The organism is Brevibacterium oceani, assembly GCF_013623835.1.
Taxonomy (GTDB): domain Bacteria; phylum Actinomycetota; class Actinomycetes; order Actinomycetales; family Brevibacteriaceae; genus Brevibacterium; species Brevibacterium oceani.
In genome coordinates this window covers 377,610-400,413 of the sequence record NZ_JABKDE010000004.1, presented here as the reverse complement: position 1 = coordinate 400,413, position 22,804 = coordinate 377,610, and the positions used below count along the sequence as shown (strand labels likewise).

At 66.0% G+C, this 22,804-nt stretch carries 22 protein-coding genes and 1 riboswitch; of the genes, 6 read left to right on the top strand and 16 right to left on the bottom strand.

The genetic code is table 11. The annotated features are described in order from the left end of the window. Positions 1–53: 53 nt before the first annotated feature. Positions 54–1,706 (bottom strand): monocarboxylic acid transporter, encoded by a 1,653-nt coding sequence (locus HK401_RS11245; protein WP_219921876.1) that lies wholly within the window; start codon positions 1,704–1,706, stop codon positions 54–56. Then, complete coding sequence (locus tag HK401_RS11240) at positions 1,703–2,044, bottom strand: DUF485 domain-containing protein (protein ID WP_181274738.1); 342 nt, start codon at positions 2,042–2,044, stop codon at positions 1,703–1,705. The genes HK401_RS11245 and HK401_RS11240 overlap by 4 nt, the downstream gene beginning before the upstream one ends. Positions 2,045–2,151: 107 nt before the next feature. On the opposite strand from HK401_RS11240, the gene HK401_RS11235 reads away from it, so the two are divergent. Then, positions 2,152–3,039, top strand: coding sequence for a LuxR C-terminal-related transcriptional regulator (locus HK401_RS11235; protein ID WP_181274737.1), 888 nt, complete (start codon positions 2,152–2,154; stop codon positions 3,037–3,039). A gap of 44 nt (positions 3,040–3,083) precedes the next feature. Here HK401_RS11235 and proC read toward each other — a convergent pair whose 3' ends face one another. From proC to HK401_RS11185, 10 genes are all read right to left on the bottom strand, one after another. Then, positions 3,084–3,920, bottom strand: a complete 837-nt coding sequence (proC, locus tag HK401_RS11230; RefSeq protein ID WP_181274736.1) for a pyrroline-5-carboxylate reductase — start codon at positions 3,918–3,920, stop codon at positions 3,084–3,086. Between the two features lie 125 nt (positions 3,921–4,045). Further along, positions 4,046–5,044 (bottom strand): sugar phosphate isomerase/epimerase family protein, encoded by a 999-nt coding sequence (locus tag HK401_RS11225; RefSeq protein ID WP_181274735.1) that lies wholly within the window; start codon positions 5,042–5,044, stop codon positions 4,046–4,048. A 97-nt stretch (positions 5,045–5,141) separates the two neighbouring features. After that, a complete protein-coding gene (gene glpK, locus HK401_RS11220) occupies positions 5,142–6,674 on the bottom strand; it encodes a glycerol kinase GlpK (protein ID WP_181274734.1) in 1,533 nt (510 codons plus the stop codon). A 38-nt stretch (positions 6,675–6,712) separates the two neighbouring features. Beyond that, on the bottom strand, positions 6,713–7,435 hold the full coding sequence (locus HK401_RS11215) for an MIP/aquaporin family protein (RefSeq protein ID WP_181274733.1): 723 nt from the start codon (positions 7,433–7,435) through the stop codon (positions 6,713–6,715). 220 nt (positions 7,436–7,655) lie between these two features. Further along, the gene (locus HK401_RS11210) at positions 7,656–9,374 is read right to left on the bottom strand and encodes a glycerol-3-phosphate dehydrogenase/oxidase (RefSeq protein ID WP_181274732.1); all 1,719 of its coding nucleotides are present in this window, start codon (positions 9,372–9,374) and stop codon (positions 7,656–7,658) included. Between the two features lie 237 nt (positions 9,375–9,611). Then, a complete protein-coding gene (locus HK401_RS11205) occupies positions 9,612–10,589 on the bottom strand; it encodes a Ppx/GppA phosphatase family protein (RefSeq protein WP_181274731.1) in 978 nt (325 codons plus the stop codon). Positions 10,590–10,624: 35 nt separating this feature from the next. After that, complete coding sequence (locus HK401_RS11200; RefSeq protein ID WP_181274730.1) at positions 10,625–11,491, bottom strand: enoyl-CoA hydratase/isomerase family protein; 867 nt, start codon at positions 11,489–11,491, stop codon at positions 10,625–10,627. Positions 11,492–11,514: 23 nt separating this feature from the next. Beyond that, positions 11,515–12,636 carry a bifunctional 2-methylcitrate synthase/citrate synthase gene (locus HK401_RS11195; RefSeq protein WP_181274729.1) on the bottom strand — a complete coding sequence of 374 codons (1,122 nt, stop codon included), beginning with the start codon at positions 12,634–12,636 and terminating at the stop codon, positions 11,515–11,517. Then, the gene (gene prpB, locus HK401_RS11190; RefSeq protein WP_181274728.1) at positions 12,633–13,538 is read right to left on the bottom strand and encodes a methylisocitrate lyase; all 906 of its coding nucleotides are present in this window, start codon (positions 13,536–13,538) and stop codon (positions 12,633–12,635) included. The genes HK401_RS11195 and prpB overlap by 4 nt, the downstream gene beginning before the upstream one ends. Continuing rightward, complete coding sequence (locus HK401_RS11185; RefSeq protein ID WP_181274727.1) at positions 13,538–15,034, bottom strand: MmgE/PrpD family protein; 1,497 nt, start codon at positions 15,032–15,034, stop codon at positions 13,538–13,540. The genes prpB and HK401_RS11185 overlap by 1 nt, the downstream gene beginning before the upstream one ends. A gap of 196 nt (positions 15,035–15,230) precedes the next feature. Here HK401_RS11185 and HK401_RS11180 point away from each other — a divergent pair, with 196 nt between their 5' ends. The 5 genes from HK401_RS11180 to HK401_RS11160 all read left to right on the top strand — a co-directional run bounded on the left by HK401_RS11180 (position 15,231) and on the right by HK401_RS11160 (position 20,132). Then, complete coding sequence (locus tag HK401_RS11180) at positions 15,231–15,770, top strand: DUF4916 domain-containing protein (RefSeq protein WP_181274726.1); 540 nt, start codon at positions 15,231–15,233, stop codon at positions 15,768–15,770. A gap of 139 nt (positions 15,771–15,909) precedes the next feature. After that, on the top strand, positions 15,910–16,872 hold the full coding sequence (locus tag HK401_RS11175) for a universal stress protein (protein WP_181274725.1): 963 nt from the start codon (positions 15,910–15,912) through the stop codon (positions 16,870–16,872). A 46-nt stretch (positions 16,873–16,918) separates the two neighbouring features. Then, positions 16,919–17,027, top strand: a riboswitch (TPP riboswitch). Between the two features lie 21 nt (positions 17,028–17,048). Further along, the gene (locus tag HK401_RS11170; protein ID WP_181274724.1) at positions 17,049–17,678 is read left to right on the top strand and encodes an ECF transporter S component; all 630 of its coding nucleotides are present in this window, start codon (positions 17,049–17,051) and stop codon (positions 17,676–17,678) included. Beyond that, the gene (locus HK401_RS11165; RefSeq protein ID WP_181274723.1) at positions 17,678–19,297 is read left to right on the top strand and encodes an ABC transporter ATP-binding protein; all 1,620 of its coding nucleotides are present in this window, start codon (positions 17,678–17,680) and stop codon (positions 19,295–19,297) included. The genes HK401_RS11170 and HK401_RS11165 overlap by 1 nt, the downstream gene beginning before the upstream one ends. Then, the gene (locus tag HK401_RS11160) at positions 19,290–20,132 is read left to right on the top strand and encodes an energy-coupling factor transporter transmembrane component T family protein (RefSeq protein WP_181274722.1); all 843 of its coding nucleotides are present in this window, start codon (positions 19,290–19,292) and stop codon (positions 20,130–20,132) included. Before HK401_RS11165 ends, HK401_RS11160 begins: the two co-directional genes overlap by 8 nt. A gap of 58 nt (positions 20,133–20,190) precedes the next feature. Here HK401_RS11160 and HK401_RS11155 read toward each other — a convergent pair whose 3' ends face one another. From HK401_RS11155 to HK401_RS11140, 4 genes are all read right to left on the bottom strand, one after another. Further along, positions 20,191–20,724, bottom strand: coding sequence for a hypothetical protein (locus HK401_RS11155; RefSeq protein ID WP_181274721.1), 534 nt, complete (start codon positions 20,722–20,724; stop codon positions 20,191–20,193). A gap of 39 nt (positions 20,725–20,763) precedes the next feature. Beyond that, positions 20,764–21,084, bottom strand: coding sequence for a putative quinol monooxygenase (locus HK401_RS11150; protein ID WP_181274720.1), 321 nt, complete (start codon positions 21,082–21,084; stop codon positions 20,764–20,766). Positions 21,085–21,168: 84 nt separating this feature from the next. Beyond that, positions 21,169–21,771, bottom strand: coding sequence for a class I SAM-dependent methyltransferase (locus tag HK401_RS11145; RefSeq protein WP_181274719.1), 603 nt, complete (start codon positions 21,769–21,771; stop codon positions 21,169–21,171). Between the two features lie 42 nt (positions 21,772–21,813). Further along, positions 21,814–22,689, bottom strand: a complete 876-nt coding sequence (locus HK401_RS11140) for a LysR family transcriptional regulator (RefSeq protein ID WP_181274718.1) — start codon at positions 22,687–22,689, stop codon at positions 21,814–21,816. Positions 22,690–22,804 lie beyond the last annotated feature (115 nt).

Genomic DNA, 22,804 nt, shown 5'->3' with positions numbered 1-22,804 from the left:
TAGTGAGAACTCGATCCCCGCCAGGCTTACCACACGGTCGGGTCACGGACGAATCAGTGCTCGACGGCCTCCTCGGCGCCGAACCCGGTGTGGGCGCGGACGTCCATCTCGGCGGCGAGCTCGGGGCTCTCCACCGTCCGGTCGGTGATCGAGGCGATCCACCCGAGGACGAAGCCGAGCGGGATCGAGATGATTCCCGGGTTCGACAGGGGGAAGATCGCGAAGTCGGCACCCGGGATCATCGCGGTCTCGGAGCCGGAGACGACCGGCGAGAACGCGATGAGCACCATCGCCGAGATCAGCCCGCCGTAGATCGACCACACAGCACCGCGGGTGGTGAAGCGCTTCCAGAACAGCGAGTAGACGATCGTCGGCAGGTTCGCACTCGCCGCCACCGCGAAGGCCAGGGCGACGAGGAACGCGATGTTCTGCCCCTGCACGCCGATGCCGCCGATGATCGCCACGGCACCGATGACGATGACCGTCCGGCGGGCGATCTTGACCTCCGCCTCGGAGTCTTCGACCTTGCCTTTCTTGATGACGTTCGCGTAGATGTCGTGGGCGAACGAGGCCGCGGCAGTGATCGCCAGCCCTGCGACGACCGCGAGGATCGTCGCGAAGGCGACCGCGGAGATGAAGCCCATGAGGATCGGCCCGCCGAGGCGGAGCGCCAGCAGCGGTGCCGCCGAGTTCACTCCCCCCGGTGCCGCAGCGATCTCATCGGCTCCCACGAGGGCCGCCGCGCCGTAGCCGAGCACGAGAGTGAAGAGGTAGAACGCACCGATGAGCCAGATCGCCCACACCACGGACCGGCGCGCCTCCTTGGCCGTGGGCACCGTGTAGAAGCGCATGAGCACGTGCGGCAGTCCCGCGGTGCCCAGAACGAGCGCCAATGCCAGGGAGATGAAGTCGAGCGGGTTCTCCCCGTACTGCAGGCCGGGATTGAGGACTCCCTCGCCGACTCCTTCGGCTGCGTTGTCGACCGCGGACGCCAGCAGAGTCGAGAGATTGAAGCCGTTGAGCGCGAGCACCCAGATGGTCATCGCAAAGGCGCCTGCGATGAGCAGGATCGCCTTGACGATCTGCACCCAGGTGGTGCCCTTCATCCCACCGACGAGGACGTAGATGATCATCAGCGCGCCGACGACGGCGATGACGAGCGACTGGCCGACCTTGCCGTCGATGCCCATGAGCAGGGACACGAGGCCGCCGGCTCCGGCCATCTGCGCAAGCAGGTAGAAGAAACAGACCGCCAAGGTCGACAGCGCCGCGGCCATTCGCACGGGGCGCTGCTTGAGGCGGAACGAGAGCACATCGGCCATCGTGAACTTGCCCGTGTTGCGCATGAGTTCGGCGACGATGAGCAGGGCGACGAGCCATGCGACGAGGAAGCCGATCGAATAGAGGAAACCGTCGTAGCCGTTGACGGCGATCGCACCGCAGATGCCGAGGAACGATGCCGCCGAGAGGTAGTCTCCGGAGATCGCGAAGCCGTTCTGCGGTCCGGTGAAGGACCTTCCGCCGGCGTAGTAGTCGGATGCGGACTTGTTGTTGCGGCTGGCCCGCAGGACGATGAACATCGTCACCGCCACGAAGGCGGCGAAGATCGTGATGTTGAGGACGGGGTTGTTCTCGACCTCGGTCGTGGCAGCGCTGAGGAAGTCCACTCCCGAGGCGACGATGTCACTGATTGCCGGTGCGCTCATGAGGGACGTCCCTCCGATTCGGCCTGCAGACGCTCACGGATCGCTTCCGCCGGCGGGTCGAGCTTCCTATTGGCGAACGAGACGTAGAACATCGTGATCGCGAACGTCGTGACGAACTGCAGCAGTCCGAAGACGAGCCCGATGTTGATCTCCCCAACGACCTTAGTGGACATGAAGTCGTGGGCATACGTGCTGAGGATGACGTAGAGGAAGTACCAGACGAGGAAGGCGATGGACAGCGGTATCACCACCGAGAACCTCTTGCGTTTGAGAGCTTTGAACTCAGGGCTCTCCTCCTCGGCGAGGAAGTCAACCCCGGTGTTGACAGAGTCAGTCATTCTTTCTCCTTTGAATGGACAGAACTTCAGTGTCCTGAATCACATGACCCAAAGGTAACGTTCAGCATGCGCTAGGGAATACCACCGAAAGTTGGTAGCTTGTTCACATGAATGCGAACGCCAGGAAAACGCGGGCACTCAGGGCCGAGACCCGCCGCCTGTTCGTCGAGGCCGTCGATTCGCTGCATCGAGGCGGCACGGGCGACGTCATCTTCGGAGGCACGGTCGATGAGGGCTCAGTGGCCGTCGAGGCCGTGGCCGGTGCCGGTCAGGATCTGCTCTCCTCTCTCATCGTCTCCACCGGACGAGGGCTCGGCGGTCGAGCGATGACCGAAGGAACGCCCCAGCTGACCCGCGACTACGAGGTCGACCCCTATATCACCCATCACTACGACGAGGAGGTGCTCGGAGAGGGCATCCGCGTCCTCGTCGCCGTCCCCACGCTGCGCGGCGGAGAGGTCACGGGGATGGTCTACTGCGGGCATCGCTCGGACTACGATGCCGCGGCCCCGCAGACGGGAGATCTCGTCCGACGCGTACGGCAGCTCTCGGTCGACCTCGCCCGGCTCGATCACCGGCGGGTGGCCCGAGAAGACGGCCGCGGCAACGGCGAACAGCTCTATTCCGACCTCGACGCCTCGGGCAGGGAGGCTCTTCGCCATACGTATGCGGAGCTGCGGGCGATCCGTGCGAGCATCCTCGACGATGAGGCCAGGGAGAGGCTCAGCGGAGTCGAGAACCGGCTGGCCGACATCCTCTCCGGGCACAATCCCGAGAACTGTCCGTCGCCGGTCCCAGCCGTGCGTCTGTCCCCACGGGAGACCGATATCCTCTCCCACGTGGCGCTGGGCTGGTCGAATGCCCGCATCGCCGAAGCCCTGAGCCTGCGTGAGTCGACGGTGAAGTCCTATCTCAACACCGCCATGGTCAAGCTATCGGCGCGGACCCGCCACGAGGCCGTGTCCATCGCCCGATCCTCGAACGTCCTCCCCTGACCGACCCATGGTCAGGGACAACGGCACTCAGCCGCTGATGACTCTCAGCCGTTGATGACCTCGGAATTCTCCCGCTCCATCTCCAGGGAACGGTCCGCTGCCGCCTGCGCGGCCGCCTCGGCGATATCGAAGATCCCGGCATCGATGAACTCCTGGAGTCCGGCCAAGGTCGTTCCGCCCTTGCTGCTCACGGCCTTGCGCTGAGCGGCCGGGTCGGGTTTGCGGGTGAGCAGGCGTCCAGCACCGTCGGCGGTGGCCACGACCATCTGTCGGGCTGCGTCCTCGCTCAGTCCCTGCTTGACGCCGGCGGCGATCATCGCCTCGGCCAGGAGGAAGAAGTACGCGACGCCGGACCCGGAGATCCCGGTCATCGCGGGGATCTGGGATTCGTCGAGATCGACGACGAGCCCGGCCCCGGAGAGCAGGGACCGCAGGGTTTCGACGCTGTCGGCGGCCACCTCGGCGTCGGGGGCCAGGGCGATGACTCCGTGGCCGATCGAGCTCGGCGTATTGGGCATGATGCGCACGATCGGGTTCTGCGGGGCGAGCTGTGCGAGGTCAGCGGAGGCGACCCCCGCGGCCATGGAAACGAGCACCGTGGTCGGCTCGAGGGCGGGGGCGAGAGCGCGCAGCGCATCGGCCATCATCCACGGTTTGACGCCGAGGAAGACGAAGTCGGCGCCGGTCGCGGCCGTGGCATTGGCGTCTGCGTCCTCCTCCACCGAGGTGACCGTCGCCTGGGGCATCTCACCAGCCAGGCGCTTCGCCGAGGCGGCCGAATTCGTCGTCGCTCGGACTGTGATGTTCTCGTCGGCGCTGAGGATTCCCTGGATCAGCGCGGTGCCCATGTTTCCGGTTCCGATGGAGGCGATCGTGGTCAAATCTGGCCAGCCTTTCGTCGTGGTGGTGTGATTACGGTGCGATGTCGCTGTGGTCGGCAGTCTGGAGACGAAGGCCGGACGGAGGAGGTCATCGCCTCCGATCGCCCCGGCCTTCGAGATGAGGCTCAGTCGGGGCTGGTGTCGGCGGAAGTCGCGGACCGGCCCTCCGAAGTGCGGGTGTGGCTGCGGGCGTTGCGCCGTGGAGCGCGGTCGCCCAGTCCGAGGTGTTCGCGGGCGAAGGCGATCGAGTCGGCGAGCATCTTCTCGCGTGTCGACTGTCTGCGGACGAATCGGGTGTTGACCTCGACGACGACGTCGCCGGCCCAGTTGTGTTTTGCGAGGTACTGCAGGGTCTCGGCCACGGGCATGGTGCCGACACCGGGCACGAGATGTTCGTCCTTGAGGGAGCCGGCGCCGTCGGTGAGGTGGACGTGGCGGAGTCGGTCGAATACCTCGGCGACGGTTTCGAGTGCGTTCATGCCAGCCGTCGAAGCGTGGGAGAAGTCGAAGGTGAGGTCGTCGTAGTCTTCGTCCAGCGGATTCCAGTCGGGGTAGTAGACGAGGATCTCGCGGAGTCCGGCTCTCCAGGGGTACATATTCTCGACGGCCAGTCGCACTCCGGTCTCCTGCGAGACCTGCCGCACGCCGTCGACGAAACCGAGCGCGTACTCGCCCTGCCAGCGGAAGGGCGGATGGAGGACGACGGTTTCGGCGCCGACTTCCTTGGCGAGATTCGCGGTGATGCGCAGCTTCTCCCAATGGTCTTTGTGCAGTACGCGCGGGAGGAACAGCAGGGTCGGGGCATGGAGCGAGATCACGTCGAGACCGGTGTCGGCAGCGAGTCCGTTGATGAGGTCGACGTCGCGGGTCTCCGCGTTGTGGGTGACCATGATCTCGACGCCGTCGTAGCCGTGTTTGGCAGCTTGGACGAAGGTCTCCTCCACCGTCATCGGTGACACGGAGGAGCTGGAGAGGCCGAGGCGGATTCGGTGGTCGGAGACGTGATGGGCATCGTGTTCGTAGACTTCGTGGCTGTCGAAGTACTGCCGGTGGCGCTTCGAATTCGAGCGCGCAGAATTCTTGGTGGTCAGCACCTTCCGCTGGGACTTCGACTTCTTGCTCATCACATCCAGTTTAACGCGGCCCCCGCCCCTCCTTGCTACCTGACGGCGGCCCAGCAACCTTGCGCGTGGTTGCTGGGCCGCCGTCAGGTAGTAATTGTCAGCCGTAGAGTTCTTCTGTGTCCTCGTCGACCCAATCCTTCGAACGTTCGACCGCCTTGTTCCACAGGCGGTACAGGCGGTCGATCCTCTCATCGTCCATCGACGGGTTCCAGCGCTCGTCCTCGCGCCAATTGTTGCGCACGTCCTCTTCGCCGTTCCAGAACTTCACGGCGATGCCGGCCGCATAGGCCGCACCCAGTGCCGTGGTCTCGACGACCTCTGGCCGGATGACGGGCACGCCGAGGAGGTCGGCCTGGAACTGCATGAGTGTCTCGTTGGCGACCATGCCGCCGTCGACCTTGAGCTCGGTGAGTTCGACGCCGGAGTCGAGGTTCATCGCGTCGAGGACCTCGCGCGACTGGAACGCCACGGACTCGAGGGCCGCCCGCGCGATGTGGTTCTTGTTCACGTATCGGGTCAGGCCCACGATCACACCCCGGGCGTCGGACTCCCAGTGGGGTGCGAAGAGACCGGAGAACGCCGGCACGATATAGCAGCCTCCGTTGTCGTCGACCTGCTTGGCCAGGGTCTCGACCTCAGGAGCATCGTTGATGATCCCGAAATTGTCGCGCAGCCACTGCACGAGCGAACCGGTCACGGCCACCGAACCCTCGAGTGCGTAGACGGCCTCGTCCTCACCGATCTTGTAGGCCACGGTCGTGAGCAGGCCGTTCTTGCTCGCCACCGGTTCGTTGCCGGTGTTGATGAGCATGAAGTTGCCGGTGCCGTAGGTGTTCTTCGCCTGCCCCTTCTCGAAGCAGGCCTGCCCGAAGGTCGCCGCCTGCTGATCTCCGAGGATGCCGCAGATCGGAGTGTCGATGATCAAGCCATTCTTCGCCCCGTAGCCGTAGATCTCGGAGCAGGACTTGATCTCCGGCAGCATCTCCACCGGGATGCCCATGTCCGCGGCGATGTCGGCATTCCAGTCGAGGGTGTCGATGTTCATCAGCATCGTGCGTGAGGCGTTCGTGACGTCGGTGACGTGGATTCCGCCGTTGGTGCCTCCGGTGAGGTTCCAGATCACCCAGGTGTCCATGGTGCCGAAGAGGAGGTCTCCGGCCGCGGCTGCTTCCTTGACCCCGTCGACGTTGTCGAAGATCCATTTGGCCTTCGGGCCTGCGAAGTACGTGGCCAAAGGCAGCCCCACCCGGTCCTTGTACTTGTCCGGGCCGTCGTCTCCGGCGAGTTCGTCACAGACCTTCTGGGTCCGTGCGTCCTGCCACACGATTGCGTTGTAGACGGGCTCCCCGGTGTTCTTGTTCCAGATCACCGTGGTCTCACGCTGGTTCGTGATGCCCACGCCCTCGAGCTGGTGCCGGTTGATGTTCGCCCGAGCCAGCGCCTGCCCGATCGCTTCGTTGGTGTTCTTGATGATCTCGGCCGGATCGTGTTCGACCCAGCCGGCGCGGGGGAAGATCTGTTCGTGTTCGAGCTGACCGGAGGACACGATCTGTCCGTCATGGTCGAAGACGATCGCCCGCGACGAGGTGGTGCCCTGGTCGATGGCGAGGATGAACTTTTCCTGACTCATTCTGACTCCTGTGTCGATGTGCTTGGACGTGATCGTACTCAGATGAAGACCCGGGAGGCCAGGCCGGCGATGATCCCTCCGGCCAGGGGGCCGAACACCGGAACCCAGGAATACGCCCAATCGGAGCCGCCCTTGTTCGGGATCGGCAGCAGTGCGTGGACGATGCGGGGTCCGAGGTCACGGGCCGGGTTGATGGAGTAGCCGGTGGGGCCGCCCAGCGAGGCGCCGACAGCAACGACGATGAGGGCCACGGCCAGCGGGCCGAGCTTGTCCGGTGTCCCGCCGAAGACGAGGATGACGAAGACGAGCACGAAGGTCGCGATGATCTCGGTGATGAAGTTCCAGCCGTAGGAGCGGATCTCCGGACCGGTGGAGAACGTGCCGAGGATGTTCCCCGCGTCCTTCTCCTCGTCGTAGTGCTTCTTGTACACGGCCCAAGCCAACAGCGCACCGATCATTGCGCCGATCATCTCCGCCGCGAGGTAGGCGATGGTGTTGCCGAAGGTGACGGCGATGCCCGGAGCGTACTCATCAGCCCCACTCGTCAGGATCCCGATGGTCACCGCCGGGTTGAGATGCGCTCCGGTCTTATAAGCGACGAAGACGCCGGCGAAGACCGCGAGGCCCCAGCCGAAGGAGATCAGCAGCCAACCGCCGCCGTTGCCTTTGGTCTTGCCGAGCACGACGTTGGCGACGACGCCGACGCCGAGCAGGATGAGCATCGCCGTACCGGCGATCTCGTAGAGAAAGATGGTGCCCATATCTCACAAACTCCTCATTGTTCGTGTGTTCTCACTCGCCACTGTCGGCACTGACAGACGGTGACGCTGGTGCGGATGCACCCGGGTGTTCCGGTGTCGCAGGTGGTGCGGTGGTGCGGATGGTACAGGTACTGATGGTGCGCGTACAGATCGTGCAGTATCGCGGGAGGTGCGGGTGCCGGGACAGCGATCGATTCGCTGCCCCGGCACCCGAATCGGCTTATGCCGGGGCCTCCCCCACCAAAGCCGCCGCCGAGGCGTCGTCCTCCGTTCCCTCGGCCGCGACCTGAGCCTCGACGTGAGCCTGGAAGTCCGCGACCTCGGCAGCCTCCCGCTCGGCGTCCCATCCGAGGACCGGGGCGACGATAGCGGCGACCGCCTCGGCGGCATCCCTCCCCCGGTCCCGGGTCTCGTAGTTCAGCCGCATCCGACGCTCGAGGACATCACCGAGGTGGACGGCCCCCTCGGCGGCCGCAGCGTAGTGCGCTTCGACGCGCAGATAGCGTTCGGCGCCGGGCAGGGGCTGACCGAGCTCGGGATCGTCATCGACGAGGTCGAGCAGGTCTTCGATCAGTGTGCCGTAGCGGCGGATGAGACGCTTGACGCGCGCCTCGTCCCATCCGTACTTCTCGGCGATCCCGGCCAGTCCGCGGCGCAGGGCACCGACACCCTGGGCACCGAGCAGCGGCACGGATTCGGTCAGCGACCGACGGTCCTTCGCATCGTCTCCGAGGACGAAGTCGACGGCGTCCTCGGCCATCACCCGGTAGGTGGTGAACTTTCCGCCGGCGATCGCCGCCAGGCCCGGTTCGACCTCCATCACCGTGTGTTCGCGCGAGACCTTCGTCGAGGCCTGACCCTCCTTGACCACCGGCTGGAGCAGGGGCCGCAGACCGGAGTAGACGCCGATGACGTCGTCGCGGGTGAGCTTGTCGGCGAGGATCGCGTTCGCGTGCTCGAGCAGGTAGTCGATGTCCTTCGACGTCGCCACCGGGGCATCGACGTCCTCGGTCCACGGGGTGTCCGTGGTGCCGATGACCCAGTACCCCTCCCACGGGATGACGAAGAGGACGGACTTCTCCGTCTTCGAGATGATGCCTGTGTCCGGGTCGGCCTTGATCTTGTCCTGGTCGACGGTGATGTGCACGCCCTTGGAGGCCAGCACCTTGAGTCCGGCATCGGCCTTCGCCAGGTCCTGCTGCTCTTCGGTCCAGACACCGCCGGCGAGAATGGTGCGGCGGGCGTGGACGTCGAATTCGTCTCCGGTCAGCTCGTCCCGGGCACGCACCCCTGACACCTGGTCACCATCATGGAGGTAGCCGATGACGGAGACGTGGTTGGCAGCGGCGGCACCGTATCCGACGGCCGACCGGATGAGGGTCATGACGAAGCGGGCGTCGTCGACCTTCGCGTCGTAGTATTCGAGCGCACCCACGGCCGCGTCGTCGGCCAGGCCCGGGAAGTGCGAGCTCAGCGCCTTCTTGCTCAGGTGACGGTGCATCGGCACGGCACGTTTGCGACCGGGCCGGGTGGCCATCGTGTCATAGAGGAGCACACCGGATCCGATGAAGGCCCGATCGATGAGGCGATGTTCGAAGGGGAACACGAAGGCGACGGGTTCGACGAGGTGGGGCGCCGTGTGCTGGAGCAGCAGGTCGCGTTCCTTCAGCGCCTCGGCAACGAGTTTGAAGTCGAGCATTTCGAGGTAGCGCAGACCTCCGTGCATGAGCTTCGACGACCGTGAGGAGGTGCCCGAGGCCCAGTCCTTCGCGTCGACGACGCCGACCTTGAGTCCGCGAGTGGCCGCGTCGAAGGCGGATCCTGCCCCTGTCACACCTCCTCCGACGACGAAGACGTCCAGGGGTTCGGCTGCGCTGGTCTTCTTCAGGGTCTCCAGCGCCTGTTCGCGCAGTTGTGGGGACAGCTCGCCATTTCGCATCGGCAGTTCTGTGCTTTCTTTCAGACGTTCGGGGTCACGTCGGCATCGTCACCTGCAGTTGGTGACCACAGGATTCGGTGCGGCGAATACTCACAAGCTAGCAGGCGAACCTTAATCGCGATACTGACCGGTTCTGATCGGTGCTGATTTCGTGTTCCTGCAGATGCTCAATCGCAGGCACAATTCCCGCACCCGCAGGTGCTCAAGCGAGGAGGCAACCCCGATGCCCGCAGGTCTTCAGTCGAGCGCTGCGACCTGCTCGACGCGCATCGCCGAGGACTGCTCCGAGGAGTCCAACAGGTCGAGTTTGCGCATGATGATGCCCTCGCGCAGCGCCCAGGGTGAGATGTTCATAACACTGATGTCGAAGATCGTGAAGGCCGCCTCGGCAACGATGGCTCCGGCGAGCACCTGTCCTGCGCGGGCCTCGGAGACTCCGGGCAGGGTCGCCCGCTCCTCCGGAGTGCGCGAGGCCAGGGTATCGATGATCCCTGAGAGGTCGCGTCGGAAGAGTTTGCGCGGCGCGTAGATCCCGTCCCCGCTCGGCGCGGCACCGGCGATGCGGGCCAGGGAACGGAAGGTCTTCGAGGAGCCGACGACTTGGTCGGGTGCACCCACCCGGTTGATCTTGCCGGCGATCTTGCCGATCTGGGCGCGAGCATGTTTGCGCAGATTGTGGAGGTTCTCGGCCGAGGGGATGGGGTCGGGCAGGAAGTCCGCATACGTCCGTCCTGCCCCTAGCGGAACAGACACCGCCGCCTGCGGGTACTCGTCCTGACCGGCAGCGATCTCCAAGGATCCGCCGCCGATGTCGAGCAGCAGGATCTTCCCCGCCGACCACCCGAACCAACGCCTGGCCGCGAGGAAGGTCACGCGGGCTTCGTCCTTGCCCGACATCACGTTGAGCGTCACGCCAAGCTGGGAATTGATCGAATCGATGAGCTCTGCGCCGTTGGGGGCGTCGCGCACCGCCGAGGTGGCGAACGCGAGGATCTGCTCGGCACCCTGATCCTCGGCGATCTCAACGGCGTCGGCGATGAATTGGTGGAGGCGCTGCTGCCCCTCCGTGCCGATCATTCCGTCCTCGCAGAGGTACTCGGCAAGGCGCAGCACCTCCTTATGCGAGGTGGCCGGCAGGGGCGGGGCTCCGACGTGAGCGTCGACGACGAGGAGGTGGACGCTGTTGGAGCCGATATCGAGGACAGCAAGACGCATTCGCTCAGTTTATCCCGTCAGCGGACTCCATCGCCTCAGCCCTGCCAGGCGGATTTGGCGAAGCCGAAAGCGGGCGGTCGCTTGGCGAAGAAGGCCTCCTGACCGCGTGCGATCTCCGCCCGGTAGGCGGCATCGAGCCATTCGGGCGGGGCCCCGTCGGCAGTGCCGCCGGCATCGTCGGCACCATCACCGGCCGCGGTATCGGCGGAGACATCCAGACCCGCCGAGGTGGCCCCGCCGGGGGCGTGTCCGCCCAGGATCGCTGTGGCCCCGATCTGGCTGAGCCGGGACAGACCGGCGATCCGCTCCCCCAGCGCCTGTGCCGCCTCGGCCGGGGTGCCGGAGACCTCGTGGAAGAAGCCGAGTCGCTCCATCGTTTCGAATCCCATGATCGAGGCGGTGATCAGCAGGTAGCGGGCCCACGCGTCCCCGAGGACTCGTGCCAGCCGCTGGGTCGGTCCGGGCGGGTAGACGAGCCCGAGCTTCGCTGCGGTGACGCCGAAGACTGATCCGGGGGCGGCGATGCGGATGTCGCAGGCCGCGGCGATCTCCGTGCCTCCGCCCACGCAGTTGCCCTCGATGGCCGCGATCGTCGGAGTCCTCGCATCGGCCACGGCCGCCTCGGCGGTGGAATTGAGCTCCCAGAAGTCTGCGATCGGCACGTCGAGGTCGGCGATGTCCGATCCCGCGGAGAAGTGTCCGCCGGCCCCGGTGATGACGAGCGCCCCGATCGAATCGTCGGCATCGACTGAGGCGATGATCTCCGGCAGAGCACGCCACATCGCACGCGAGATCGCATTGCGCTTGTCGGTCCGGTTGATGACGAGGGTTCCGACTCCACCGGTGAAGGTGAAGTCGAAACCCTCGAGATCGACCGGACGGTACAGACCGTCAGGTTCCATATTCAGATTGCCTTTCGAACGTGTCAGCTGCGGGCGTCGGGAACCTCGCGCTGGTCCTCACCGTCATAGGCGCTCAGGGGCCGGATGAGGGCGTTGTTGGCCTGCTGCTCGAAGATGTGTGCTGTCCATCCCGTGATGCGGGCCATGACGAAGATCGGAGTGAACTGCTCGGTGTCGAAGCCCATCAGGTGGTAGGCCGGACCCGAGGGGTAGTCGAGGTTCGGGTAGATGCCCTTGCGCCCGACGAAGTCCTCCTCGAAGGCGTTGTAGAGGTCAAGCAGATCGGTCGCGCCCTTGACCTCGACCATGTCTTCGAAGGCCTTGCGCATGGTCGGCACCCGCGAGTCACCGTTCTTGTACACGCGGTGGCCGAAGCCCATGATCTTCGCCTTCTTGGCCAAAGCGTCGTCGATCCATGCCGATGCCTTGTCGGCGGTGCCGACCTCTTCGAGCATCGCCATGACGGCCTCGTTGGCACCGCCGTGCAGGGGTCCCTTGAGCGCCCCGACGGCACCGGCGACGGCCGAATACAGGTCGGAGGTCGTCGAGGTGATGACGCGGCCGGTGAAGGTGGAGGCGTTGAAGGAGTGCTCGGCGTAGAGGATCATCGACACGTCGAAGCAGCGCACGACCTCCTCGGCGGGAACCTCGTCGAAGACCATCTTGAAGAAGTTCGCGGCGTAGCCGAGGTCCTTCGTCGGGGCGATGGGATCGAGGCCGTGACGGCGACGGTGGTCGATGGCCACGATCGTCGGCAGCTGCGCGTAGAGACGCTCCGCTTTGGCGAGGTTCGCCTCGGCACCCTCGACGTCGGCTTCGGGATCGACGGCGCCGAGGTAGGCCACCGCCGTCTGCACGACGTGCATAGGGTGGCAGTCCTTGGGCAGGTCGAGGATGAGCTGGACGAGCTTGTCGTCGACCTCGCGCTGGGCGTGCTCACGGGACTTGAACTCCTCGAGCTGCGCCTCGGTCGGCAGTTCGCCGTTCCAGATGAGGTAGGCGACGTCCTCGAAGCTGCGCTTGGCGGCAAGTTCTTGGACGGGGTAGCCGCGGTAGGTCAGCGAGTTGGTCTCCTGGACCACTTTGGACACGGCCGTGGTGTCGACGACGACGCCGGCGAGGCCCTTTTTGATTTCTTCGGTCACTGGTGACCCTCCTGTGAGAAGTTGAATACTGCGGCGTCGAACTCGTTGTACGCCGAGTAGTCGATGGTGTCGTACAGGTCCGCACGGGTCTGCATACCGTCGAGCAGGTCCACCTGAGTGCCCTTGTCCCGAATGGTCTGCAGGCCCGATTTGATCGCACCCATGGCGATGCGCAGAGTCGTGACCGGGTAGATCACGAGCTTGACTCCGACATTCGCCAACTGTTCGGTGGTGAACAGTTCGCTCTTTCCGAATTCCGTCATGTTCGCCAGGATCGGCACATCGACGGCCGAGGCGAACTTCTCGAACTCGCCGAGGTCGCGCATAGCCTCGGGGAAGATCATGTCCGCACCAGCATCGATGTAGGCCTTCGCCCGGTCGATCGCTGCGTCGAGTCCCTCACCGGCACGGGAGTCCGTGCGGGCGCAGATGACGAAGTTCTCATCCCGGCGCCCCTTGACGGCCGCGGCGATGCGCTTGTTCATCTCGGCCGCGGTCACGACCTCCTTGCCGTCGAGGTGGCCACAGCGCTTCGGGTTGACCTGGTCTTCCAAGTGCATGCCCGAGATGCCGGCGTCCTCGAACTCCTGGACGGTGCGGGCCACGTTCATGGCCTCGCCCCAGCCGGTGTCGGCGTCGATGAAGGTCGGCAGGTTCGTCACGCGAGCGATGTTGCGTCCGTGATCGGCCACCTCGGTGAGCGTGGTCAGTCCGATGTCGGGCAGACCCATGGCCGCGGAGAACGCTCCGCCGGAGATGTAGACGCCTTCGAACCCGGTCTGCTCGATGAGCTGCGCGTTGATCGGGTTGATGGCGCCGGGGAACTGGACGATGTCGTCGCCGGCCAGCAGCTCGCGGAACTTCGCGCGACGCTCGGCGGGTGTTGCCTGTGCGCCCAGCATCAGAAGATGCCCTTCGATCCGCTGTGCTCGAGTCCGTCGACTGTGAAGGACAGTTCGGCCACACCCTTGGCGTCGAGGTTCTCGAGGTTCTCGGCGAGGTCGATGAAGCGGTTCTGCTCGGACTCGGAGACGATGCCCTCGGCCAGGGTCCTGAACTTCTCGATGTAGTTCGCGCGGGCGAAGGGACGGGCACCGAAGGGGTGCGCGTCGGCCACGGCGATTTCGTCGGTCAGCGTCGAGCCGTCCTCGAATTCGATCTCCACACGGCCGCCGAAGGCCTTCTCATTCGGGTCGATCGAGTGGTAGCGGCGAGTCCACTCGGGATCCTCGGTGGTCTCGATCTTGTGCCACAGCTCGACGGTGTCGGGTCGGGCGGCACGCTCGGGAGCGTACGAGTGCTCGTGGTGCCAGCCCTGATCCTGCATGGCCACGGCGAAGATGTACATGATCGAGTGGTCGAGCGTCTCACGGCTGGCCCTCGGATCCATCTTCTGCGGATCGTTGGCACCGGTGCCGATGACGTTGTGGGTGTGGTGCGAGGTGTGGATGACGATGCGCTTGATCTTCGACAGATCCTCGATCTCACCGCCGAGTCTGCGGGCGAGGTCGATGAGTGCCTGCGCCTGGTACTCGGCCGAGTGCTCCTTGGTGTAGGTGTCGAGGATAGCGCGCTTGGCCTCCCCCTGACCCGGCAGCGGGATGGTGTAGCGGGCCTCGGGACCGGAGAGGATCCAGGCGATGAAGCCGTCCTCACCTTCGTAGATCGGGTTCGGTGCGCCCTCTCCGCGCATCGCCCGGTCGACGGCCTCGACGGCCATCTTGCCGGCGAAGGCAGGAGCGTGGGCCTTCCAGGACGAGATCTCGCCCTTGCGCGACTGGCGGGTCGCGGTCGTCACGTGCAGGGCCTGCTGGATGGCCTGGAAGGTGACCTCGGTGGGCAGGTGCAGCATGGCGCCGATGCCGGCAGCGGCCGAGGGGCCGAGGTGGGCGACGTGATCGATCTTGTGCTCGTGCAGGCACATGCCCTTGACCAGGTCGACCTGGATCTCATAGCCCGTGGCCACACCGTTGATGAGGTCCTTGCCCGAGATGCCCTTGTGCTGGGCGACGGCGAGGACCGGAGGGATGTTGTCGCCGGGGTGGGAGTATTCGGCGGCGAGGAACGTGTCATGGAAGTCGAGCTCGCGCACGGCGACGCCGTTGGCCCAGGCCGCCCATTCCGGGGAGAAGCGATCGGTCAGCGGCAGACCGAAGATGGCAGCACCCGGGGTGAAAGGGTGGGTCTGCGCCTGCTCGCGGGCGTGCATCGGGGCTGAACGACGCACCGAGGCGGCTGCGACGGACGCGTTGTCGATGACCCGGTTGATCACCATCTCGGTGACATCGGCGTCCACGGGAGTCGGATCGGAGGCGACTTCTGCGATCTTCCAGGCGAGCTGATCAACGCGCGCCAGGTTCTCTGAGCTCTTATGAGTGCGGACTTCATGATTGATCATGGATACCCCTTCATAGTCCTTGACCGGTTCTGGTCGGAAAGTGCTGACACAACTGTAGGCCACGTCACGTGGGCGGGTCCCTGCCGGTCGGAAATTTATCTCGACATCAAGATATTTTACCCGACGTGTGCGCTGGTTCACCAACATGGGTCGTGCGGCACTTCTGCCCGCGCCCACGATGTGGGACGATGACTGCATGACTCGCACTGCCCTGGACTTCGACGAGAACTGGTTCGACGACGAGGAGTTCGCCCGCGTGCGCAGACGCATGCCGATCCCCTATGTCAATGCGATTCCCGTGCGGGTGGGCGAATCGGGCAACGTCGAGCGCATCGGCCTGCTGCTGCGCAGCCTCGACGACGGGACGCTCGGCAGGGAGGTCGTCGGTGGACGCATCCGCTTCCACGAGACGATCCGCTCGGCTCTCATGCGTCACGCGGAGAACGACCTCGGCCCGATGGCGCTGCCGGTCATCCCGCCGGCGATCTCGCCGTTCCACATCGCCGAGTACTTCCCCACCGAAGGCTCGTCCCTGCTGCACGATCCGAGGCAGCACGCGATCTCCATGTGCTTCATCCTCGAGGTCCGCGGCGAATGCACACCGCGCGCCGATGCGCTCAGCCTTGACTGGCTGACCCCCGAGGAGACCCTGCGCGCCGACATCACGAGCGAGCTGTGCTACGGCCAGGAGTTCATCCTCAAGGCCGCACTCACCCATCTCGGCTTCCCGATCTGAGACGCAGGGTTCCACCTCCACAGTTTTTTCTACAATGCGTAGAATTGCGTTGGTAGACTGGAGGTGACGCGGACGATACCGCATGTCGGGGCCGTCGTCGGCGTTCAGGGTTGGCCAGGCCCCGATCGAGAGGTTTGCGATGTCTCCCCAGTCCCGCCAGACCGAAGCGCGTCCCACCGAAACACATCCGGGCGAAGCCCGTCCGAGCGAGTCCGGACTCAACCGCGAGCTCGGGGTCCTCGTCGGATTCGACGGCTCCGAACTCGCTGCCCAGGCCGTCCGCGTCGGCGCCGCCGAAGCACACCGCCGGTCCATCCCACTGACCATCGTCACCGCGTATGCGCTGCCGACGATGATCTATCCGAACATGGCCTCCATCCCCAGCGAACCCGAAGACGAGCGAGCGAAGAGGGCTGCGGAGGAGATCCTCGCCGAGGCGGTCGAACTCGTCCGTGATCACCCGGGTGAGAAGAGCTTCCGCACGGCTCCCGGCGATGCTGCCGGGGTGCTCGTCACGCTCAGCTCGTCGGCCGAGATCGCCGTCGTCGGCGCGCGCGGTCGCGGCGGCTTCATGGGGCGCGTCCTCGGTTCGGTGTCCACCGCCCTTCCCGCGCATGCACACTGCCCGACCATCGTCGTCCCGCACCACGCCACGGCCATCGATGCTGCCGACGGGCCCGTGGTCGTCGCCGTCGACGGCTCGGACACCGGGCGGGTCGCGATGGTCACCGCAGCCGCAGAGGCTGCCGTCCGTGGGGCCGCCCTCGAGGTCGTCGCAGTGCTGCCCGCGGGAGAGGAATGGCTCTACTGGTACCCCGAGCTCGAACTCAGCTCGGAGGTCACGGGACGGCGACAGAGGGAAGTCGCGGCCGGGCTGGAGAAGGAGGCGGCCGGCCTCGGTGAGCAGTTCCCGGACCTGCCGGTGACCACCTCGGTGCCGGTGGGCGATCCCAAAGAGGTACTCGCCTCTGCCAGCGGACGCGCACAATTGCTTGTCCTGGGCACTCGCGGTCGCGGTCGCATCAAGAGCGCACTGCTCGGTTCGGTCTCGCGCGGAGTCCTCGATCACGCCGAGGGGCCGGTGATGGTGGTTCCCAGCTGATCGAGAGTCGGCACCTCCGCTTGGGCGCTCCCCTGTTGTACAGTGGTGGCTACGACAGGGGAGCGCCGTCAGGGGCGCTGAGAGTGCAGAAGATGCTGCAGACCCTCGAACCTGATGCGGTTAGCACCGCCGAAGGAAGTCGAGACTCTTCACCCCTCCTTGCATGAGGAGGCGCAATGCCGAAAACCACCACGCCCGAATCCACGACGTCCACGGCGCCGGTCCACACACTGGCCCCGAAGACGAAGTCGTGGCGGGTCGTCGACTACGTCACCACCGCCGTGCTCGGCATCGCCGTCGGGTTGGTGTTCTGGGTGCTGGCGCTGAGCTGGAAAGTCCTCGAGCTCGCATTCCAGGCGTTCCCGCCTTCGATCGGCCTCATCGCCGGACTGTGGGTCCTCGCCGGTCCTCTGGCCGGGGCGATCATCCGCAAACCCGGCGCCGCACTGCTGTGCGAGCTCATCGCCGCCATCGTCGAGGCCGTCCTCGGCTCCCACTTCGGAGCCACCGTGCTGCTGTCGGGATTCCTGCAGGGCCTCGGCGCCGAACTCGTCTTCGCCGCCTTCGGCTACAAGCGGTTCACCCTGTGGGTCACCTCGCTGTCGGGGGTGCTGGCGGCGGCGTTCATGGCGGTGAGCGAGAACATCATGTACAACGCCGAATGGCAGTTCGGCTTCCAGGCCGCCTACGCGGTGTGCGCGATCGTCTCCGGTCTCGTCATCTCCGGCATCGGTGCCTGGTACGCCTATCGGGCGATCGCGAAGACCGGGGCGCTGAGTTCGTTCGCCTCCGGCCGTCTGCGCTGATGGCGCTGCCGATCACGGCGCGCGGATATTCGTGGACGCATGCCGACCGTGACGCTCCCGCTGTCGGTCCCCTCGATGTCGACATTCCCGCTGGTTCGACGGTGCTGCTCCTCGGACCGTCCGGAGCCGGGAAGACGACCCTGCTCCACGCGATCGCCGGGGTCCTGCCGAGCGAATCCGGTGAGGCCACGGGCGAACTCCTCATCGGCGGCCGTTCCACTGACCCTCGCCGAGGCGACACCGGGCTCGTGCTCCAGGATCCCGATTCTCAGGTGATCTTCTCCCGGGTGGGCGACGATGTCGCGTTCGGGATGGAGAACCTCGGCGTTCCTGTCGACGACATCGAGGCTCGGATTCCGGCCTCGCTGTCGGCCCTCGGCCTCGACCTCCGTGAGGATCATCCCACCGCGGCCCTGTCCGGCGGGCAGAAGCAGCGCCTCGCCCTGGCCGGCATCCATGCGATGTCGCCCGAGGTCATCGTCCTCGACGAACCGACGGCGAACATCGATCCGGACTCCGCCCCGGGCGTGAGGGATGCGATCCTCGCCGTCAGGGCCGCCACCTCGGCGACGATGATCGTCGTCGAACACCGCGTCGGACTGTGGCTCGAGCATGTCGACACTGTCATCGTCCTCGGGCGCGAGGGCGTGGTGGCGCAGGGGGCACCCGGCGAGGTCTTCGGGGATCCGGAGCTCGCCGAGGTGCTGCGCGAGTGCGGTATCTGGGTGCCCGAGGATCCCGAGGCCGCTGAGTTGCGCAGCGCCGGTAGGGCGCCCCGCCCCGACTCCCCTGCTCACTCGGTTTCCGAATCCGGGCCAGATGCGGGCGTGCGGAACGACGCACAGACGGGCCCACGGATGCAGGGCGAGGTGCTGCTGAGGGCGCGCAGCCTCGGCGTGGCCCGACCGGGAGCGAGCGCGCCGGCGGCCACGGGCATCGATTTCGACATCCGCACCGGCGGGGCCATCGGAATCGTCGGCCCCAACGGGGCGGGGAAGTCGACGACCGCGCTCACGCTTGCCGGCCTCATCCCTGAGTTCACCGGTGAGGTCCTCGCCGAGGCGGGGCTGCGGGATGGGGCGAAGCATGCCCGCCCGTACCGGTGGCCCTCCGCCTTCCTTGCTCCGCGGATCGGGATGGTCTTCCAGGAGCCCGCGCATCAGTTCCTCACCGCGAGCGTGGCCGCCGAACTCGCGCTCGGACCCAGGCTGGCCGGTTGGTCGACCGAGTCCGTCGAGTCCCGGGTGGCCGAACTGCTCGAGGTCCTCGGCCTCGGCGACCTCGCCGAAGCGCATCCGCAGAGCCTCTCCGGTGGGGAGAAGCGTCGGCTCTCGGTCGCGGCGATGCTCGCTCCTCGACCGGCAGTTCTCATCGTCGACGAACCGACCTTCGGCCAGGACGCGCTGACCTGGGCAGGCCTCGTCGAACTCTTCCTCGACGCGCTTGCCGGTGGGTCTGCGGTGGTCGCGGTCAGCCACGATCACGGTTTTCTCGACGCGATCGGAGCCCGCCGGTTCGCCCTCGGTGGGTCCGAGGGGGCACCTGCGGGGGCGTCGGCCGATCGGTCTGCTCGTCGGCCCGACGCGCACGACGAGGTGCGAGGTGAGCGCGTTGAGTGACAGAAACGCCACCGCCGAGGCGGCCGCCCCTGTCCACGATCCCGGTCAGCTCATTCCCGTGGTGAGGTCGACGGCGCTGGTGCGGTGCAATCCGCTGACGAAGATCGCCGTGGCTCTCGTGCTCATGATCGGGGCGTTGCTGAGCATCGATCTCGTCTCTGCCGGTGTCGTCCTCGCGTTCACGTTCCTCGGTCTTCCCGCTTCGGGGCTCGACCTGCGGGCAGCGCTGCGGCGGCTGTGGTTCCTGCCTGCCGGTGCTCTGCTCGCGGCGTGGGGCACGGCGATCCTCGCGGAGAAGACCGGTGCCGTCGTCGTCGACCTCGGTCCGATCCTCATGACGACCGGGTCGTTGGAGGCGGCCGCGGCGATCTTCGTCCGTGCTCTGGCCTTGGCGACTCCGCTCATCGTGCTCGCCTCGACGATCGATCCGCGCGATCTTGCCGATGCTCTCATCCAGCACGTGCGGCTGCCCGAGGTCGTCGTCATCTCCGTGCTCGCTGCCGGCCGGCTGCTCGGTCTGCTCGTCAGCGAGTGGCAGGTGCTGTCGATGGCCAGACGGGCCCGCGGCGTCGCCGGTGGGTCACTGGCCAGGCGCACAGCAAGCCTGTTCGGCGGTGTGTTCGTCCTCCTCGTCGTGTCCATCCGGCGGGCGACGACGCTGGCGATGGCGATGGAGGGCCGAGCGTTCGGACGCCCAGGCAGGATGTGGCGCAGGCGTTCGACGTTCGGCGCCCGTGATCTCGTGGTCGTGGCCTCGGCGGTGGCCGTGTGCGTGCTCGCGATCGTCTCCGCTCACGCTCTGGGCACGTGGAATCCGATCATCGGCAGCAACTGACAGGACCGGGCAGGCGCGGACCTCGGACATGCTCAGATATCAGGCACGCTCAGATCCGCTAGAGGAAGCCCTTGAGGAAGACCCGCCAGTCCTCGAGCGCTTCGGGACTCGGCAGCTTCGAGGCGGTGATGACGACGAGTGACTTGTCTTCGGACTTCGTTTCGGCCGCGATCTCGATCTTCGTTCCTTCATCGAGGTTCGTTCTCCAGAATGAGCGCTTCGCCGTCTCCGAGGTGCGGGGCTCAGCCTTGAGCGCGACCCCGTTGAGGGTGCCGTCGACGTGGGAGGCGAGCGCGGCGACGAGGTCGCTGCGTTGACCGGCGATCGTGCGGGACACGGCGACGTCGAATGTGCCGTCGGCTCGCTGCCCGGGTACGCGCCTGCCGATCTCCTGTTCATAGGCCACGACCGCACCTTGGACCCACCAGCCGTGTTTGTCGACGACGCCCTCGAACTGCGGGTAGAGGGCATCGGCGAGTTCCTTATGGCTCGCCGATGCCCCACCTGCATCCTCGAGGCGCTGTCGTGTCGTGGCCCACGGTTCGCCGAACGCTTTCTCGATGGACTCGATGTTCACTGCCTTCGTCGCCATGGCAGAAGTCTATTCGCTCGGATGACCGCGGTCGACGGATCAGACGATCTTCAGTTCGCCCATCTCGTCCCAGCCTTCGCCGTCGATCTTGCGGGAGATGATCTTCGGGGTCGAGACCAGGTGCGGGCGCATGGCCTCGAGGCCGGCGGCGAAGTGGTCGCTATTGACGTGCGGCTCGGCGCCTTCATCGGTGAATGCCTCGACGAGGACGTACTCATTCGGGTTCTCCAGGCTCTTCGACCATTCGAACCACAGGTTGCCCGGTTCGGCACGGGTCGCCTCGGTGAAGGCGCGCACCGCCGCGGGGAACTGCTCGACGCTTTCGGGCTTCACGTCATACTTCACGACGATGAAGATCATGATGGATTCTCCTCAGCTCAGTGATGGATCATTCGACTTCAGCCTAATCCGAGCCGCTGCCCGCTTCGAACGTACGACGCCAGCTCACAGCCGCTGGGCGATGAGCACGAGGAAGTCACTGCCCGGCTCGAACGGGTGGAGCTCCCAAGTGGAGAACTTCTGGTCGATGAACATGCCGGTGGACTTGATGTCCTCGGCGAAGTCGTCGAAGTCGTAGCCGCGTCCGGCACCGAATCCGGAGACGAGACGTCCCCCGTGTCTGAGCGTGGATTTGAGGTTGCCCAGGGTCTGTCGGCGAGAGGCGGGGTCGAGGAAGGAGAGGACATTGCCCGCACAGAATGCCACGTCGATCTCGTTGATCCCGGCCGCGGCGAAGTCGAACTCGGCAAGATCGCCGGTGTGCCATTCACCGCTCGGGAAGTCCTCCTCGGCGACGGAGATGAGGAATTCGTCGAGGTCGACACCGTAGACGGTATGGCCCTCGTCGATGAGCAGGCCGCCTGCCCGACCGGTCCCACAGCCGGCGTCGAGGATGCGGGCACCGCGCGGTGCCATCGCATTGACGAAGCGGGCCTCTCCCCCGATGTCGTGACCAGCGGCAACGCGTTTGCGCCACATCTGCGCGTAGTTCGCCGAATGTTCGGGGTTTGCCCTGCGTACCTGGTTCCACTTGTGATCGAAGCTCATGTCCTCATACTAGGACGAGATCATCCGCAGTCGAGCAGGCGTTCATGCGAAGACGTCCGCGACCACCTCGGCGACGGCTCGCACCGGTTCGCTCGGGTCCGGGGAGGTCAGGACGATGATCTCTCGGCCGCCCGCCTCGGCGACGGGATGGAGGTCGACATCACGCCCGCCCAAGGACATCATGATCGGCGTCGCCAGCGTCAGCCCCAGCCCGGTCCCGGCCAGGGCGAGCGCGACCGCGGTGTCGGTGACGATGTGCGTCTCCTTCGCATTGATCCCCATCGCCGAGGTCGCCAGGCGCATCGCTCGGCCGAAGAGCTCCTCGGCCGGTGGGAGGATCCAGTCGGCCTCGGCGAGATCGGCCGCGGACGGGCGGGGACGACCGGCGGGCACGACGATGCCGAAGTCCTCCGCGGCCACGGCCTGCCAGCGCAGCCCCCGCATCGGCGGCAGCGGCACGGCCGGATAATTGATCCCGATGCCGAGGTCGATGACGCCGTCGATGACCGACGCGGACATCGTCTCGACGTCGATCTCTCGGGCCCGCACCTCGATGTCGGGGTGGCGCCGTTTGAGCCTGGCCACCACCTGCGGCAGCGCCGTCATCGATGCCGAGCCGAAGACGCCGAGCGTGACGATGGCTTCGCTCCGGAAGTCGCGTCCGAGCATCGCCATCTCCGCCTGCTGCTGTGCGGCGAGGATGTTGCGTGCTCGCGGCAGCAGTGTGCGTCCGGCCTCGGCGAGGACGAGTCCGCGGCCCCGACGCACGAACAGGTCGGAGTCGACGACCTTGCGCAGGGCGGTGATGTGCTGCGACACGGCTCCGACGCTGTAGCCGAGGTGGTCGGCAGCACGCGTCATGGAGCCGAGTTCGGCCACGGAGACGAACGTGCGCAGCTGTCCGAGTGTCCAGGTCATGGAGGCATCGTATCTATCTTTAGGAATGCTGAACAGAGCGTTCACAAACTCTCCCTTGTCCTTAACTGTGAGCACCAGCACAATGGAGACACGTCACAGTTCGCCGACACCGCTG